At 70.4% G+C, this 15183-nt stretch carries 14 protein-coding genes and 1 pseudogene; 8 read left to right on the top strand and 7 right to left on the bottom strand.

Translation table 11 applies throughout. The features are described 5' to 3' along the window. The first annotated feature begins 153 nt into the window (after positions 1 to 153). The 5 genes from egtA (at position 154) to PXH83_RS29335 (ending at position 4838) form a co-directional block, all read left to right on the top strand. On the top strand, positions 154 to 1431 hold the full coding sequence (gene egtA / locus PXH83_RS29355) for an ergothioneine biosynthesis glutamate--cysteine ligase EgtA (protein ID WP_274564421.1): 1278 nt from the start codon (positions 154 to 156) through the stop codon (positions 1429 to 1431). Then, positions 1428 to 2777 (top strand): ergothioneine biosynthesis protein EgtB, encoded by a 1350-nt coding sequence (gene egtB, locus PXH83_RS29350; protein WP_274564420.1) that lies wholly within the window; start codon positions 1428 to 1430, stop codon positions 2775 to 2777. The genes egtA and egtB overlap by 4 nt, the downstream gene beginning before the upstream one ends. Beyond that, positions 2777 to 3532 carry an ergothioneine biosynthesis protein EgtC gene (gene egtC, locus PXH83_RS29345; RefSeq protein ID WP_274564418.1) on the top strand — a complete coding sequence of 252 codons (756 nt, stop codon included), beginning with the start codon at positions 2777 to 2779 and terminating at the stop codon, positions 3530 to 3532. Before egtB ends, egtC begins: the two co-directional genes overlap by 1 nt. After that, complete coding sequence (gene egtD / locus PXH83_RS29340) at positions 3529 to 4491, top strand: L-histidine N(alpha)-methyltransferase (protein WP_274564416.1); 963 nt, start codon at positions 3529 to 3531, stop codon at positions 4489 to 4491. The genes egtC and egtD overlap by 4 nt, the downstream gene beginning before the upstream one ends. 131 nt (positions 4492 to 4622) lie before the next feature. Continuing rightward, positions 4623 to 4838 (top strand): dodecin, encoded by a 216-nt coding sequence (locus tag PXH83_RS29335; RefSeq protein ID WP_214921423.1) that lies wholly within the window; start codon positions 4623 to 4625, stop codon positions 4836 to 4838. A 24-nt stretch (positions 4839 to 4862) separates the two neighbouring features. Here the strand turns inward: PXH83_RS29335 and PXH83_RS29330 are convergent, their stop codons facing one another. Next, positions 4863 to 5348, bottom strand: coding sequence for a phosphatase domain-containing protein (locus PXH83_RS29330; protein ID WP_274564415.1), 486 nt, complete (start codon positions 5346 to 5348; stop codon positions 4863 to 4865). A gap of 97 nt (positions 5349 to 5445) precedes the next feature. Between PXH83_RS29330 and PXH83_RS29325 the strand changes: the two genes are divergently transcribed. Then, a complete protein-coding gene (locus PXH83_RS29325; protein ID WP_274564414.1) occupies positions 5446 to 6465 on the top strand; it encodes an MsnO8 family LLM class oxidoreductase in 1020 nt (339 codons plus the stop codon). A gap of 118 nt (positions 6466 to 6583) precedes the next feature. Further along, positions 6584 to 7052, top strand: a pseudogene (locus PXH83_RS29320) (ABC transporter); the annotation flags it as partial. 16 nt (positions 7053 to 7068) lie between these two features. Here the strand turns inward: PXH83_RS29320 and PXH83_RS29315 are convergent. The 4 genes from PXH83_RS29315 to PXH83_RS29300 all read right to left on the bottom strand — a co-directional run bounded on the left by PXH83_RS29315 (position 7069) and on the right by PXH83_RS29300 (position 11118). Beyond that, complete coding sequence (locus PXH83_RS29315) at positions 7069 to 7542, bottom strand: protease inhibitor I42 family protein (protein WP_274564413.1); 474 nt, start codon at positions 7540 to 7542, stop codon at positions 7069 to 7071. Positions 7543 to 7680: 138 nt separating this feature from the next. Then, positions 7681 to 8430 (bottom strand): succinate dehydrogenase/fumarate reductase iron-sulfur subunit, encoded by a 750-nt coding sequence (locus tag PXH83_RS29310; RefSeq protein ID WP_274564412.1) that lies wholly within the window; start codon positions 8428 to 8430, stop codon positions 7681 to 7683. Next, positions 8427 to 10412 (bottom strand): fumarate reductase/succinate dehydrogenase flavoprotein subunit, encoded by a 1986-nt coding sequence (locus tag PXH83_RS29305; protein WP_274564411.1) that lies wholly within the window; start codon positions 10410 to 10412, stop codon positions 8427 to 8429. The genes PXH83_RS29310 and PXH83_RS29305 overlap by 4 nt, the downstream gene beginning before the upstream one ends. A 1-nt stretch (position 10413) precedes the next feature. Further along, positions 10414 to 11118, bottom strand: coding sequence for a succinate dehydrogenase (locus PXH83_RS29300; RefSeq protein ID WP_274564410.1), 705 nt, complete (start codon positions 11116 to 11118; stop codon positions 10414 to 10416). An 84-nt stretch (positions 11119 to 11202) separates the two neighbouring features. Between PXH83_RS29300 and PXH83_RS29295 the strand changes: the two genes are divergently transcribed. Continuing rightward, positions 11203 to 12132, top strand: a complete 930-nt coding sequence (locus PXH83_RS29295) for a LysR family transcriptional regulator (protein ID WP_274564409.1) — start codon at positions 11203 to 11205, stop codon at positions 12130 to 12132. Here the strand turns inward: PXH83_RS29295 and PXH83_RS29290 are convergent. Both PXH83_RS29290 and PXH83_RS29285 read right to left on the bottom strand, forming a co-directional pair. Further along, positions 12102 to 14255 carry a putative bifunctional diguanylate cyclase/phosphodiesterase gene (locus tag PXH83_RS29290; RefSeq protein ID WP_274564408.1) on the bottom strand — a complete coding sequence of 718 codons (2154 nt, stop codon included), beginning with the start codon at positions 14253 to 14255 and terminating at the stop codon, positions 12102 to 12104. The genes PXH83_RS29295 and PXH83_RS29290 overlap by 31 nt on opposite strands. Further along, positions 14252 to 15064, bottom strand: coding sequence for an SAM-dependent methyltransferase (locus PXH83_RS29285; RefSeq protein ID WP_274564407.1), 813 nt, complete (start codon positions 15062 to 15064; stop codon positions 14252 to 14254). The genes PXH83_RS29290 and PXH83_RS29285 overlap by 4 nt, the downstream gene beginning before the upstream one ends. Positions 15065 to 15183: the final 119 nt, after the last annotated feature.

The raw sequence follows: 15183 nt of genomic DNA, 5'->3' as shown, positions 1-15183 counted from the left end.
AGATCGTCGGCGACCGCCCGCCCCGGCGCAACGGAGTTTCCGCGCCGAAGCGACACTCTTGTGCGATTCTGCGTCTGTGGCTTAGCTGGAGTGCGATGCCCGTCCCGGCCCCCGGGGCGGGCTCCAGCACGATCCGACAAGGAGGCACAGGCCATGCCAAGAGGTGGCTTCCTGCAGGACGGCCCACCGGTCACCGAAGCCGGTGCGGAAGCGTTACTGCGCGGCATCTGTTTCAAGACAGGTCCGCCGAGCACCGTCGGTGTCGAACTCGAATGGTTCATCCACGAGCTCAATCTTCCCGAACTTTCCGTCGAACCCGCCCGCCTCGAAGCGGCCCTGACCGCTCTGCGGGCCCTGCCGCTGGACTCGGCGCTCACCGTCGAGCCGGGCGGCCAGCTCGAACTCAGCTCACCCCCGGCCTCGTCCCTGACTGAGTGCATCGACTCCGTTTCCGCGGATCTCGGCCTCGTACGCGCCGCATTGCTCACCCGGGACCTCGGCCTCACAGGCATCGGCACGGATCCCTGGCACCCCCCGAAGCGCCTTCTGCGTGAGCCGCGTTACGACGCGATGGAGGCGTATCTCGACCGCGCGGGCCCTGCCGGCCGGGCCATGATGTGCTCGTCGGCATCCGTCCAGGTCTGTCTCGACGCGGGTCACGAAGAGCCGGGCCCGCTCGGCTACGGACGGCGCTGGCTGCTGGCCCATCTGCTCGGCGCCGTACTGTCGGCGGCGTTCGCCAACTCCCCCTTCCACCACCGGCGCCGTACCGGATGGCGGTCCACCCGCCAGGCCCTGTGGACGGAGATCGAGCCCGGCCGCTCCTTCGCCCCGCAGCTCGACGCGGAGCCGCGCGGCGCGTGGACGGACCGCGCGATGGACGCTCCCGTGATGTGCGTCAGGGGCGGGGACGGCGAGGCGTGGCACGTACCGGAAGGGCTGTCCTTCCGTACCTGGATACGCTCCGGGGCGCCGCGGCCGCCGACCCGCGCCGACCTCGACTACCACCTGACCACGCTCTTTCCGCCGGTGCGGCCTCGCGGTCACCTCGAACTGCGCATGATCGACGCGCAGCAGGGCGAGAACGGCTGGATCGTTCCGCTCGCGGTGACCACCGCGCTCTTCGACGATCCGGAGGCGTCGGAGAGCGCGTACCGGGCCGTCAAGCCCCTCGCGGACACGGCAGGATCGCAGCCGGCCCCGCGCAATCCGCTGTGGATCAACGCCGCGCGGTACGGCCTGGCCGACGCCGAACTGCGGGCGGCCGCCACGGTCTGCTTCGACGCGGCGCTCGACGCCCTGCCCAGGATCGGCGCGTCCACTGCCGTGCAGTGCGCCGTAGCCGAGTTCACCGAGCGGTACGTCGTGCACGGGCGATGTCCGGCCGACGATCTGCTCGACCCCGCTCACGGGAAGGACATCCGCACATGACCGGCCCCACCGACCCTGCCGGCCCCGCCGATCCCGAATCGCTTCGCGCACTCGCCGTCGACGCGCTGCTCAGGGCCCGGAGGCGCACCTCCGCGCTCACCGACTGCGTCGAGGACGGTGAACTGACCGCGCAGCACTCGCCGTTGATGTCACCGCTGGTCTGGGACCTGGCGCACATCGGCAACCAGGAGGAGTTGTGGCTGCTGCGGGCCGTGGCGGGGCGCGATGCGATACGGCCCGAGATCGACTCGGTGTACGACGCCTTCGAGCACCCTCGCGCCGCCCGCCCCTCGCTGCCGCTGCTCGCACCCGCCGAGGCCCGGGTGTACGCGGCGGACGTGCGCGGCAGGGCACTCGACGTACTGGAGCGCACTCCGCTGCACGGCAGCCCGCTGCTCGACGCGGGATTCGCCTTCGGGATGGTCGCGCAGCACGAGCAGCAGCACGACGAAACCATGCTGATCACCCACCAGTTGCGGCACGGCCCCGCCGCCCTCACCGCTCCCCCACCGCCGCGTCCCACGGCGACGGGGGGCCGACCGGCCGAGGTCCTCGTACCCGGCGGCCCGTTCACCATGGGCACCTCCACCGAGCCGTGGGCGCTGGACAATGAGCGGCCCGCGCACCACCGCTTCGTCCCGTCGTTCTTCATCGACACGGTGCCGGTGAGCAACGGCGCGTATCTGCGCTTCATGGCGGACGGCGGCTATACGGACGAGCGCTGGTGGACGGCCGAGGGCTGGGCCCAGGTACGGAAGAACGACCTGTCCGCGCCACTGTTCTGGCGCCGCGAGGGCGGCGAGTGGCTGCGGCGCCGCTTCGGGGTGGTGGAGCCCGTGCCGGAGGACGAGCCGGTCCTGCATGTGAGCTGGTACGAGGCCGACGCCTACGCGCGATGGGCGGGCCGGCGGCTGCCTTCGGAGGCCGAGTGGGAGAAGGCGGCCCGGCACGATCCGGTGTCGGGGCGCTCGCTGCGCTATCCGTGGGGCGACGCCGATCCCACCTCGGAGCGGGCCAATCTCGGCCAGCGCCACTTGCAGCCCGCGCCCGTCGGCGCGTACGCCGCCGGTGAGTCCCCGCTGGGAGTACGGCAGTTGATCGGCGACGTCTGGGAGTGGACGTCGAGCGACTTCCTGCCCTACCCCGGCTTCGCTCCCTTCCCGTACCGCGAGTACTCCGAGGTCTTCTTCGGCAGCGCGCACAAGGTGCTGCGTGGGGGTTCCTTCGCCGTCGATCCGGTGGCGTGCCGTGGGACCTTCCGCAACTGGGACCTGCCCGTTCGGCGTCAGATCTTCTCCGGGTTCCGTACGGCACGGGACGCGCCGGTTACGGAGGGGGCTATCTGATGTGCCGTCACATTGCATGCGTGGGACCGGAAGTGCCGCTCGGCGACCTGCTGGTGAAGCCCGCGCACGGCCTGTACCGCCAGGCGTGGGCGCCGCGTCTCCAGCGGCACGGGACGGTCAACGCGGACGGCTTCGGCGTCGGCTGGTACGCCGAGGGCGACCCGGTGCCGGCCCGCTACCGCCGCCGGGGGCCCATGTGGGCCGACGCGTCCTTCGCCGACCTGGCCCGGGTCGTACGCTCCGGGGCCGTGCTCGCCGCGGTCCGGGACGCCACCGAGGCGGGGGCGGACGGGGAGGCCGCGGCGGCGCCGTTCGCCTCGGGGCCCTGGCTGTTCAGCCACAACGGCGCGCTCAAGGGCTGGCCCGGCTCCGCCGCGCCGCTCGCCGCCGCTCTACCCGCCGCCGAGCTGCTGACCCTTGAGGCGCGCTGCGATTCGGCGCTGATCTGGGCGCTCGTACTGCACCGGCTGCGCGACGGCGACGAGCTGGGGCAGGCACTGGCCGACACCGTCCTGGAGCTGGCCGAGGCCGCGCCGGGATCGCGGCTGAACCTTCTCCTCACGGACGGCGAGACGGTCGCCGCGACCACCTGGGGCGACACGCTCTGGTTCCACGCCGAGTCCGGCCGCCGCACCGTCGTGGCGTCCGAGCCCTACGACGACGATCCGCACTGGCGCGAGGTCCCGGACCGCACGCTCTTCGCCGCCACCCGCACCGACGTTCTGCTGACACCGCTCAAGGAGCCCACTGCGTGAGCCCGTTCCTGCTGACCCGCACACTGCCCGAAGACGCGACCGATGCCGACCTGCGCGCCGACGTGCTGCACGGACTGACCTGTACACCCAAAGTGCTGCCGCCGAAGTGGTTCTACGACGCGCGCGGCAGCGAGCTCTTCGATGAGATCACCCTGCTTCCCGAGTACTACCCGACGCGCGCGGAACGGGAGATCCTGATCGCCCGCGCCCCCGAAATCGCGGCCGCCACGCACGCGCGCACGCTGGTCGAGCTGGGCTCGGGCTCGTCCGACAAGACCCGCCATCTCCTGGACGCTCTGTCCGGGTTGCACAGTTACGTCCCCGTGGACGTCAGCGAGAGCGCCCTGAGCGCGGCCGCCGCATCGCTTCTCGACGAGCGTCCCGGCCTGTCCGTACACGCGCTGATCGCCGACTTCACGCGCGGTCTCGCACTGCCGGGGACGCCGGGTCCGCGGCTGGTCGCCTTCCTCGGCGGCACGCTCGGCAATCTGCTGCCGGACGAGCGCGCGGTGTTCCTGAAGTCCGTACGGTCGCTGCTGGCGCCGGGGGACGCGCTGCTGCTCGGCACCGACCTGGTGAAGGACGAGGCGACGCTCGTCGCGGCGTACGACGACGCGCAGGGCGTCACCGCCGCGTTCAACAAGAACGTCCTGTCCGTCATCGACCGCGAGCTCGACGCGGACTTCGACCCCGACGACTTCGACCATGTCGCGGTGTGGAACCGCGAGAACGAGTGGATCGAGATGCGGCTGCGGGCGCGCAGTGCGCTCACGGTGAAGGTCCGCGAGCTGGATCTCGTGGTGTCCTTCGAGGCGGGTGAGGAGATCCGTACGGAGGTCTCGGCGAAGTTCCGCCGGGACGGTGTACGGGCCGAACTGGCGGAGGCGGGGATGGAACTGCGCCAGTGGTGGACGGACGGGGAGGAGCGGTTCGCGCTGTCGCTGTCCGTGGCGGTGTAGACGACGCCGAAGGGTTGCGAGGGGCCGTTTGTGAGGGGCCGGCAGGGAATCTCCGCCGGCCCCTCGTCTCGCGGACCGGCGGAGGGTGGGGCACGGTGGTAGCAGCAGTGGACGAGGAGAGGAAGAGTCGCATGTCCGACCACACCTACCGGGTCACCGAAATCGTCGGAACCTCGCACGAAGGCGTCGACCAGGCGATCCGCAACGGCATCGACCGGGCCAGGCAGACTCTGCGGGGTCTCGACTGGTTCGAGATGACGCAGGTGCGCGGCCACATCGTCGACGGCCGTATCGAGCACTTTCAGGTGGGCCTCAAGGTCGGCTTCCGGCTCGAAGACAGCGCCTGATCGACACCGCCTGATCAGAACTGGTCAGGTACGGCCTTCTCGCTCCTGCGCGTCCCTGAGCGCCGCCGATGTGACGGCCCAGCGGGCGCGTACGACCGTGAACCCGGCCTGCTCCGCCGCGATGCAGACCAGCTCGTCGTCGTCGACCAGCATCCGTATCTCCCGGTCGCGGCCCAGCCGCTTCAGGACGTCCAGTTTGGTGTGTCGGGCGGGCCGCCGGTCGTCGTTGTGGCGCATCCGGATCCGCCCCTCGGGGAGCCCCTGCGCGGCGAGCCAGTCGACGGTGTCGCGGCGGCAGCGCTCGGGGCGGCCGGTGAGGTAGACGACCTCGCAGTCCTGGGCGCTCTCCCGGACGAGCCGCACGCCTTCGGGCAGTGGCGGATCGTTGGGGGCGGCGGCGAAGAAGGCGTCCCAGTCGCGGGGTGTGCGCTCCAGGAAGCGCTGGCGGTGCGCGGTGTCCGCGAGGGTTCCGTCCAGGTCGAACACGGCGAGTGGCCTGCTGCGGGTCATGTGAGAACCATAGGGGGCGCCCTGCGGGGTGGGGAAAGGAAAGAGGTCCACTGCAACGCCCCGGGAATCCTGACGTGCCGCACGCGTTGTACCCGACGTGAGCTCAGTGATCCCGCAGACCCGGTTCTCCGTACTCGACCGCTCCCGTACCCGCACAGGGCACGACGCCCCCGACGCACTGCGCGACACCGTCGGCCTCGCGCGGCAGATCGAGGACCTCGGCTATCACCGCTTCTGGGTGTCGGAGCACCACAGCGTCCCCGGCGTCGCCGGCTCCGCGCCCACCGTGCTCGCCGCAGCCGTCGCCGCCGCCACGTCGACGATCCGGGTCGGCACGGGCGGGGTAATGCTGCCCAACCATCAGCCTCTCGTCGTGGCGGAGCAGTTCGGCGTACTGGAGTCGCTCTTCCCGGGCCGGATCGACATGGGCCTGGGCCGCTCGGTCGGGTTCACCAACGGGATACGCAGGGCGCTCGGCCGCGACAAGGAGGCCGCCGGGGACTTTGCCACGCAGCTCATGGAGCTGCTCGGCTACTTCACCGGTGACCAGAGCGCCCATCCGCAGGTCCACGCCCACCCTGCCGAAGGACTGAAGCTGCCGGCCTTCGTGCTGGCCACCGGCGCCGGGGCCCAGGTCGCAGCGGCGGCCGGGCTGCCGCTGGTGATCGCGGCGGCGCACGGCGAGGATGAGATGCTGCGGGCCGTCGACGGCTACCGCGAGGCGTTCCGGCCCTCCCCCTGGGGCGAGCGGCCGTACGTCGTGCTGTCGGGGTCGGTCGCCGTGGCCGGCACCTCCGAGGAGGCCCGGCAGCTCCTGGTGCCCGAGGCCTGGGCGTCGGCGTACTCGAAGACCCACGGCGCGTTCCCGCCGCTCGAACCCGTCGACGAGGTCCTCGCGCGGCCCATGAGCGACCGCGAGCGGGCACTCTTCGAGGAGGCCCTGCGCGGCCATCTGTTCGGCACGGAGGACGAGGTCGCGGACGGCCTGGAGAAGGTGCTGGGCCGCAGCGGCGCGGACGAGTACCTGGTCGCGACGAGTACGTACGACCGGGACGCGCTCCTGGACTCGTACCGGCGGCTGGCCCGGCTGGCGGGCCTTACGCGCACCGGCACCTAGAATCGAGCCGTTTGCCCCCGCGCGCCCGCGCCCCCGCCGTACGGAGTTCCGCCCGATCCACAGCACGACGCACAGTGCCCATGACCCGTATGTGCGCGTGCGCGGCGCCGAGGAGCACGGTCTCGCCGAGGTGGCGGAGTCTGCGACCCGCCGCTTCCTCTTCGACCGCGAGCCCGCTCCCCCGCGCGAGGTCCGCGAGCCGTCGGGCCTGCTGAGGCTGAACGGGGTCGACCGGAACAATGTGCGCGGCGTCGACGCGGAATTCCCGCTCGGGGTGTTCACGGTCGTGACCGGTGTGTCGGGTTCCGGCAAGTCCGACTCTCGTCGGGCAGGTGCTCGCGGGCCTCCTGGCGGACCGGACGGACACGGAGACGTGGGCAGGGACGGGCTGCGCCTCGGCCGAAGGGCTGGAGGCCGTGGACCGGCTGGTGCAGGTCGACCAGCGCCCGATCGGCCGTACGCCCCGGTCCAATCTGGCGACGTACACCGGTCTCTTCGACGTCGTACGGAAGCTCTTCGCGGGCACGGAGGAGACGCGGGCGCGCGGGTCGTCGTCGGTCTTGGTGGGGCGCTGGGCGGCGTCCGTGGGCGTCTCTGATCCGGTCATCGGACCTTGACGGTGTAGACGAAGTACTCGCGGTCGTGCTCGCCGGGAGATCCGCTCACGACGGGGAACGGCGACTCCGAGGGCGAGGGCGACGGCGCGGGGTCGCCGAACTCGGCGTTGCACCTGCCGAGCCGGCAGTGCAGCAGCTTGATCTCCGTGGTGCCCGGCTCGATCGCCCGGAAGGTGAAGGACTGCGTTCCGCCGCCTCCGCCGACGTTCCCGCCGTCGTCCTCATAGTCCTCGTCCTGGCCCTTGAGCCGGACGACGTCACGGTCGGGACGGGGATCGGCCACGTACCAGTTCTCGCCGAGCGAGGGACTGGCCGGCACGGACAGCGTGAACTCGTCGCCCGCGTCCACCTCGACGGACCTCTCGTCCACCTCGTAGGTTGCGGGGCCGAAGAGGCCGCAGCCGGCCAGGGCCAAGGCGGACAGCGGCAGGGCGAGGGCGGCTGCGAGTCGATTGCGCATGACGGAGTTCCTCACTCGGCCACCCTGTTGCGTCTGCCCGGCCATCTTCCCCCGCTTACAGCCGTTCCCGATCTTGCGGGGGAAGATTAGCAGCGGCGGGTGGCATGCCCACAACCACCAAACCGTCCAAACGGTCGGTCAGCGGCTCGACGCCTTCCTCGTCGCCCGCAGCCACTCCTTGTTCATCGCGGCGATGGACGGCAGCGGGATGCCCTTGGGGCAGGCGGTCGCGCATTCGCCGGTCAGGGTGCAGCCGCCGAAGCCCTCTTCGTCCATGGTCGCCACCATGTCGACGACCCGGGTCTCGCGCTCCGGTGCGCCCTGCGGGAGCACGTTGAGGTGGTTGATCTTCGCGGAGGTGAAAAGCATCGCCGAGCCGTTCGGGCACGCCGCCACGCACGCGCCGCAGCCGATGCACTCGGCGTGCTCGAACGCGTAGTCGGCGTCGGCCTTCGGTACCGGAGTGGCGTGGGCCTCGGGCGCGGCGCCCGTCGGGACGCTGATGTAGCCGCCCGCGCCGATGATCCGGTCGAACGCCGACCGGTCGACCACGAGGTCCTTGACCACCGGGAACGCGCCGGCCCGCCACGGCTCGACGTCGACGGTGTCGCCGTCCTCGAAGTGCCGCATGTGCAGCTGGCAGGTGGTGGTGCGCTCCGGCCCGTGCGCGTCGCCGTTGATGACGACACCGCACGCGCCGCAGATGCCCTCGCGGCAGTCGTGGTCGAAGGCGACCGGCTCCTCGCCACGCAGGATCAGGGTCTCGTTCAGCATGTCGAGCATCTCCAGGAACGACATGTCCTCGGAGATGTCGTCGACGTCGTACGTGACCATGGCGCCGGGTTCTTCGGCATTGCGCTGGCGCCAGACGCGCAGGGTGAGCCTCATGCGTAACTCCGCTGGGTGGGGTGGACGTAGGCGAATTCGAGGGCTTCCTTGTGCAGTACGGGCGCGCTGCCCGTACCGACGCTGTGCTCACCCGGGGGGCGACCCCCGGACCCCGGGAACTCCCAGGCAGCGACGTACGAGAATTCCTCGTCCCTGCGCTCCGCCTCGCCGCCCCCGGTCTGGCTCTCCTCGCGGAAGTGGCCGCCGCAGGATTCGCCGCGGTGCAGTGCGTCGAGGCAGAGCAGCTCGGCGAGCTCCAGGTAGTCGACGATGCGGTTGGCCTTCTCCAGCGACTGGTTGAGCTCCTCGCCCGTACCCGGCACCTTGATCCGCCGCCAGAACTCGTCACGGATCTCCGGGATGCGGTCGAGCGCCTTGCGCAGTCCCTCCTCGGTGCGGGCCATCCCGCAGTACTCCCACAGGAGTTCACCGATCTCCTTGTGGAAGGAGTCGGGGGTGCGGTCGCCGTCAACGGCGAGCAGCCGCTCCAGGCGGTCGTTGGTCTCGGAGACCGCCCTGACGGCCTCCGGGTGGGTCGCGTCGATGTCGTCGCGGTGCGGGTTGCGGGCCAGGTAGTCGTTGATGGTGGACGGCAGGACGAAGTAACCGTCGGCCAGGCCCTGCATCAGCGCGGACGCGCCGAGGCGGTTGGCGCCGTGGTCGGAGAAGTTGGCCTCGCCGATGGCGAACAGGCCGGGGACGGTGGTCTGGAGGTCGTAGTCGACCCACAGGCCGCCCATCGTGTAGTGGATCGCCGGGTAGATGCGCATGGGCACCTCGTACGGGTTCTCGGCGGTGATCCGCTCGTACATCTCGAAGAGGTTGCCGTACTTCTCCTCGACGGCCTTGCGGCCCAGGCGCCGGATCGCGTCGGCGAAGTCGAGGTAGACGCCCTGCCCGCCGGGGCCGACGCCGCGCCCCTCGTCGCAGACGTTCTTGGCGGCGCGCGAGGCGATGTCGCGCGGGACGAGGTTGCCGAAAGAGGGGTAGATGCGCTCCAGGTAGTAGTCGCGCTCGTCCTCGGGGATGTGGGCGGGCGGGCGGGTGTCGCCGTGCGCCTTGGGGACCCAGATGCGGCCGTCGTTGCGCAGCGACTCGCTCATCAGGGTCAGCTTGGACTGGTGGTCGCCGGAGCGCGGGATGCAGGTGGGGTGGATCTGGGTGAAGCAGGGGTTGGCGAAGTACGCGCCGCGGCGGTGGGCCCGCCAGATCGCCGTTGCGTTGGAGTTCTTGGCGTTCGTCGAGAGGTAGAAGACGTTGCCGTAGCCGCCGCTCGCCAGCACCACGGCGTCCGCGAAGTAGGTGTCGATGCGGCCGGTGATCAGGTCGCGGGCGACGATGCCGCGCGCCCGCCCGTCGACGACGATCAGGTCGAGCATCTCGGTGCGGGGATGCATCTCCACGGTGCCCGCCGCGATCTGCCGGGACAGCGCCTGATAGGCGCCGAGCAGCAGCTGCTGCCCCGTCTGCCCTCGGGCGTAGAAGGTGCGCGACACCTGTACGCCGCCGAAGGATCGGGTGTCGAGCAGGCCGCCGTACTCCCGGGCGAAGGGCACGCCCTGCGCCACGCACTGGTCGATGATCTCGACGGAGATCTGTGCGAGCCGGTGGACGTTGGACTCGCGGGCGCGGAAGTCGCCGCCCTTGACCGTGTCGTAGAAGAGGCGGTGGATGGAGTCGCCGTCGTTGCGGTAGTTCTTGGCGGCGTTGATGCCACCCTGCGCGGCGATCGAGTGGGCGCGGCGCGGCGAGTCCTGGTAGCAGAACTGGACGACGTGGTAGCCCTGTTCGGCGAGCGTGGCACCCGCCGCGCCGCCCGCCAGGCCGGTCCCGACGACGATGACGGTGTGCTTGCGGCGGTTGGCCGGGTTGACCAGCTTGGCCTCGAAGCGGCGGGTGTCCCAGCGCTCCGCGACGGGGCCGGACGGCGCCTTGGTGTCGACGACGGGGTCGCCGGTCGTGTAGTCGGCGTACTCGCTCATATCAGCTCACCACTCCAGTCATGACGGCCACGGGTACGGACACGAAGCCCACCGTCAGCACCAGCGCGAGGCCATTGGCCACGGCCTTGAGGATCCGGTCGCGCCGGGCGTTTCCGACGCCCAGCGTCTGTGCGGCGCTCCAGAAGCCGTGCCTGATGTGCATGCCGAGCGCCAGTACCGCCGCGATGTAAATGACGTTGCCGTACCAGGTGTTGAAGGTCGCGCGGACGTTCTCGTACGGGCGGCCCGGCTGCGCGTTCTCGTTCACGGTGAGGGTCGTCAGGTCCAGCAGGTGCCAGACGATGAACAGCCCGAGGATGATCCCGCCCCACCGCATGGTGCGCGTCGCGTAGCTCGCCCGGCGCCGCTTGTGCACGTACTTGCTCGGCCTGGCCCGCAGGTCCAGCCTGCTGAGCTGGTACGCCGCGACGCCGTGCAGCACCACCGCCGCGAGCAGCACCACGCGCACGATCCACAGCGCCCACTCGTAGTGCAGGAGGGGCTCGCCCATGGTCCGCAGCCAGTGCGCGTACGCGTTGAACTCGCCGGAACCGAAGAAGATCTTGAGGTTGCCGAGCATGTGGGCGACCAGATACATCAGCATGATCAGACCGCTCACGGCCATGACCGTCTTCTTGCCGACGGTCGAGCCCCAGAGCGAGCGCGTGAGGGACGGTTTTCGATCCGTCCGCGTAGCCAGTGCCATGGACGAGACGCTAGGTCCGGGAGGCCCCAGAGGTCCAAGACATGGTACGGCTCATGTCCATAGGCATGGCCTATCGTGGATCCTATGCAGTTCCAGCAGCTCCGCTATTTCGTGGCCGTCGCCGAAACCCTGCACTTCACTCATGCCGCCGAGGAGGTGCATGTCTCCCAGCCGTCCCTCTCCCAGCAGATCCGTGCGCTGGAGAAGGAGCTGGGGGCCGACCTCTTCACCCGGGCCCGCGGCAACATCGCCCTCACCGACGCCGGCGAGGCCCTGCTGCCGCTGGCCCGCCGGATCCTCGCCGACGCCGACACCGCCCGCCACGAGGTCCAGGAGCTGGCCCAGCTGCGGCGCGGCAGGGTGCGGCTCGGTGCGACGCCGAGTCTGTGCACCGGGCTGCTCCCGGACGTACTGCGCACCTTCCACGATCTGCACCCGGGCATCCAGCTGCTGATCGAGGAGAGCGGCTCGCACGATCTCGTACGGGAACTGGCGCGCGGCGCGCTCGATCTCGCCCTGGTCGTGCTGCCACTGCCGACGCCGTCCCCGGCGCTGACCACCGTCGAGCTGCTGCACGAGGACCTGGTGGTGGTGTCGGCGGCGTCGGGCCCCCGCCCCGGCGGCAGGTCAAGGTCCGTACGTGTCGCGGAACTTGAGGGCGAGCCGATGGTGATGTTCCGGCACGGCTACGACCTGCGCGAACTGACCGTCGCCGCCTGCCGGGCCGAGGGCTTCGAGCCCTCCTTCACGGTCGAGGGCGGCGAGATGGACGCCGTTCTCGGCTTCGTACGGGCCGGGCTCGGGCTCGCTGTCGTGCCGCGCATGGTGGCCGCCCGGGCGGGGCGTGACCTGCGGGCCACGCCCCTCGCCCGGCCGGGCCTGAGCCGTACGATCGCGCTCGCGCACCGCAGCGACGTGGCGCCGCCGCGCGCGGCGCGCGAGCTCCAGAACGTACTCCTCGCTTCTCGTGTCCGCCGCGTCCCTCAGACGGCGTCGGCCAGCAGCAGAGTGTGAATGCGGTCGGGTGCGCCGGGCCTGGCGTAGTACCAGCCCTGGGCGGTGTCGCAGCCCAGTTCGCGCAGCTGCGCCGCCTGTGCGCCCGTCTCCACGCCCTCGACCGTGACGGCGAGCTTCAGGCTGTGCGCCAGGGAGACGATCCCCTCGACGATCTTCAGGTCGACGGAATCGGCCGGGTGCTGCTGCATGGACTGGGTGAAGGAACGGTCCAGCTTGAGGACGCTCACCGGCAGCCTGCGCAGATTGGCGAGGTTGGAGTAGCCGGTGCCGAAGTCGTCGAGCGCGATGTCCACGCCCATCTCGGCGAGCTGCCGCAACGGCTTGAGCAGGTCGTCGTCGGCGCCGATCAGTGCCGACTCGGTGACCTCCAGGCACAGCGCGCCCGGTTCGAGCCCGGCCCGTTCCAGCACGTCCACCGTGTCGGCGACGAGCCCCGGGTGGTGCAGCTGCATCGGTGAGAGGTTCACATTGATGCGCAGCGGGCCGCCGTCGGCGTGCCTCTCCTGCCAGAACCTGGCCTGGCGTACGGACTCTTCGAGCACCCAGCGGCCGAGCGGGACGATCAGCCCGGTGTGCTCGGCCAGCGGAATGAACCGGTCCGGTCCCAGGACGCCGTGCTGCGGATGGCACCAGCGCACGAGCGCCTCCGCGCCGTGCACACTCCCGTCGCCCAGATGCACGAGGGGCTGGTACTCGATGAAGAACTCGCCCCGCTCCAGTGCCGCGGGCAAGGCGTTGGTGAGGCCGTGCCGGGTGATGGCACGAGCGTCCGCCTCGGCGTCGGCGGTCTCGAAGCGGTTGCCGCCCGCCGACTTGGCGCGGTACATCGTGATGTCGGCACTGCGCAGCACCTCCGCCGGGCCGCGTTCGCCCGCGGGGCCTTCGACAATGCCGATGCTGCCGCGTACGGTCAGCTCCCGGCCTTCGAGGCGGATGGGTACCGACAGCACATTCAGGATGCGGGCGGCGAGCTCGTCCACCTCCTGGCGGGTGTCGGGCCCCGTGGTCAGCGCCACGAACTCGTCGCCGCCGAGCCTGGCCACCATCTCGCCGGGCCGTGTGGCGCAGCTCTGCAGGCGGTCGGCGACCTCCACGAGCAGGCGGTCGCCCGCCGAGTGGCCGAGGCTGTCGTTGACCGCCTTGAAGCCGTCGAGATCGAGGTAGCAGAGGCCGAAGCGCATGCCGTCGCCCGCGGACAGTGCTTTTTCGAGGCGCTCGAAGAAGAGCGTGCGGTTGGGGAGCCCGGTGAGCGCGTCGTGGGTGGCCTCGTAGCGGAGCCGCAGATTGAGCAGGCGGCGCTCGGTGGTGTCTTCCATGAGGGCGAGTTGGTACTGCGGTTTGCCGTCGGCGTCGCGGAGCAGGGAGACGGTGAGGTTGGTCCACAGGACGGTGCCGTCAGTGCGGTAGTACGGCTTCTCCACGCGGTAATGCTCGCGCTCGCCCCGCACCAGCTCCCCGTACAGCCGCCACACATGGGGCGTGTCTTCGGGGTGGACCCACTCGCTCACCTTCTTGCCGCGCACGTATTGTTCGAGTCCGCCGAACATCCTCATGAGCGCTTCGTTGACCTCCAGGATGTTGCCGTCGAGGTCGGCGATGCCGATGCCCACGGCCGCGCCGTCGAAGACCGCGCGGAAGCGGACCTCGGTGTCGTGGAGCGCCTTCTGCGCCGCGCTGCTCGCGGTGAGGGAGGACCGTGTGATGGCTTCCTGCTCGGCGAGGGTGCGCTCGCGCAGCGCCTCGGCGAAACCCGCCGCGACGGCGTGCTGGAGCCGGGCGCACCGGGCTCGGTTCTCCTCCGCCCGGTCGTGCGAGTCCTCTTCTCCCGCGCAGTACAGCACCAGGTAGGAGTCGACGACGCCGAGCGTACGGACCAGGGCGTCCGGGTCGGTGCAGTGCGCGGCGACCAGGGCGGCGCCCACTGCGTGCGCGGGCCCGGTGTCGAAGGGTCGCCGGTGCAGCGCTTCGCCCAGTTGCCGTGCGAGCGGGAGCAAATGCCTTTCGAACTCCGGTCGTGTCATGGACGTTGCGGTCACCGGGAAGATGGCCCGGCTCCAGATCGTCGCGAACCGCCCGAGTCTGTCGTCGAGGCCGTCGGGTGCCTGCGATGGCACGCTCACGCCTTGCGTCCCACTCCGGCGAAGCCCGAGAAGGCGAACGGATCCTCCTGGGAGGACGGCGTTTCGGGCCTCCAGTCCGGCATCGAGACCAGCCCGGGGTCGACCATCGTGTATCCCTCGAAGAACCGCGTGATCTCTTCCCGAGTACGCATGATCAGCGGATTCCTGATGTTCTGGTAGACGGCGACCGTGCCGCTCGCCTGCTCCTCGGTGAGCGGGATCCCCTCGTAAGAGGCGTGCGTGAGGATGACGACGCTGCCGGGCGCGAGTGCGTCGCGCAGGGTGGCGACAGCGGCCTGCGGGTCATCGGCGTCCTCAATGAAGTGGAGTACCGCGACCAGCAGTAGAGCAACCGGCCTCTCCAGGTCGATGAGTCCGTTGACAACGGGACTGCTCAGGATCTCCTGCGGCTTTCGCAGGTCTACCGCGGCAATGCCGGCCCGGTCGTTGCCTTCGAGCACGGCCTCGCTGTGCGCGACGGCGACCGGGTCGTGATCGATGTACATGATCCGGGCTTCGGGGTTGGCGGCCTGGGCCACTTCGTGGACGTTGCCGAAGGTGGGTATGCCCGAGCCGATGTCGAGGAACTGGGTGATGCCCTCGTCCGCGGCGAAGCGGACGGCCCGGCGCATGAATGCCCGGTTCGCCTGCATGATCTTGGGAAGCCCCGGCATGAACGCCATCGCCTTGCGGGCTGCTTCCCTGTCGACCTCGAAGTTGTGCGAACCGCCCAGGTAGAAGTCGTAGATCCGGGACACACTCGGCACCGATATGTCGATGCCCTGCGGGGCCCAGGCGGGTCGCTCCATCAATGTCTCCAACTCATCGCCACAGGAAGGCCGGTCATGACCAAGACCGGTGTTCGAGCCGAGGCTACTGACCGTCAGGCACTGGGGCGAGCAAAAGCGGAAAATCGCGGTCCGTTCTC

This window comes from Streptomyces spiramyceticus, assembly GCF_028807635.1.
In the GTDB taxonomy this organism is placed as follows: Bacteria; Actinomycetota; Actinomycetes; order Streptomycetales; family Streptomycetaceae; genus Streptomyces; species Streptomyces spiramyceticus.
The sequence above is the reverse complement of the archived record's forward strand: the minus strand, read 5'-3'. Positions and strand labels throughout refer to the sequence as shown.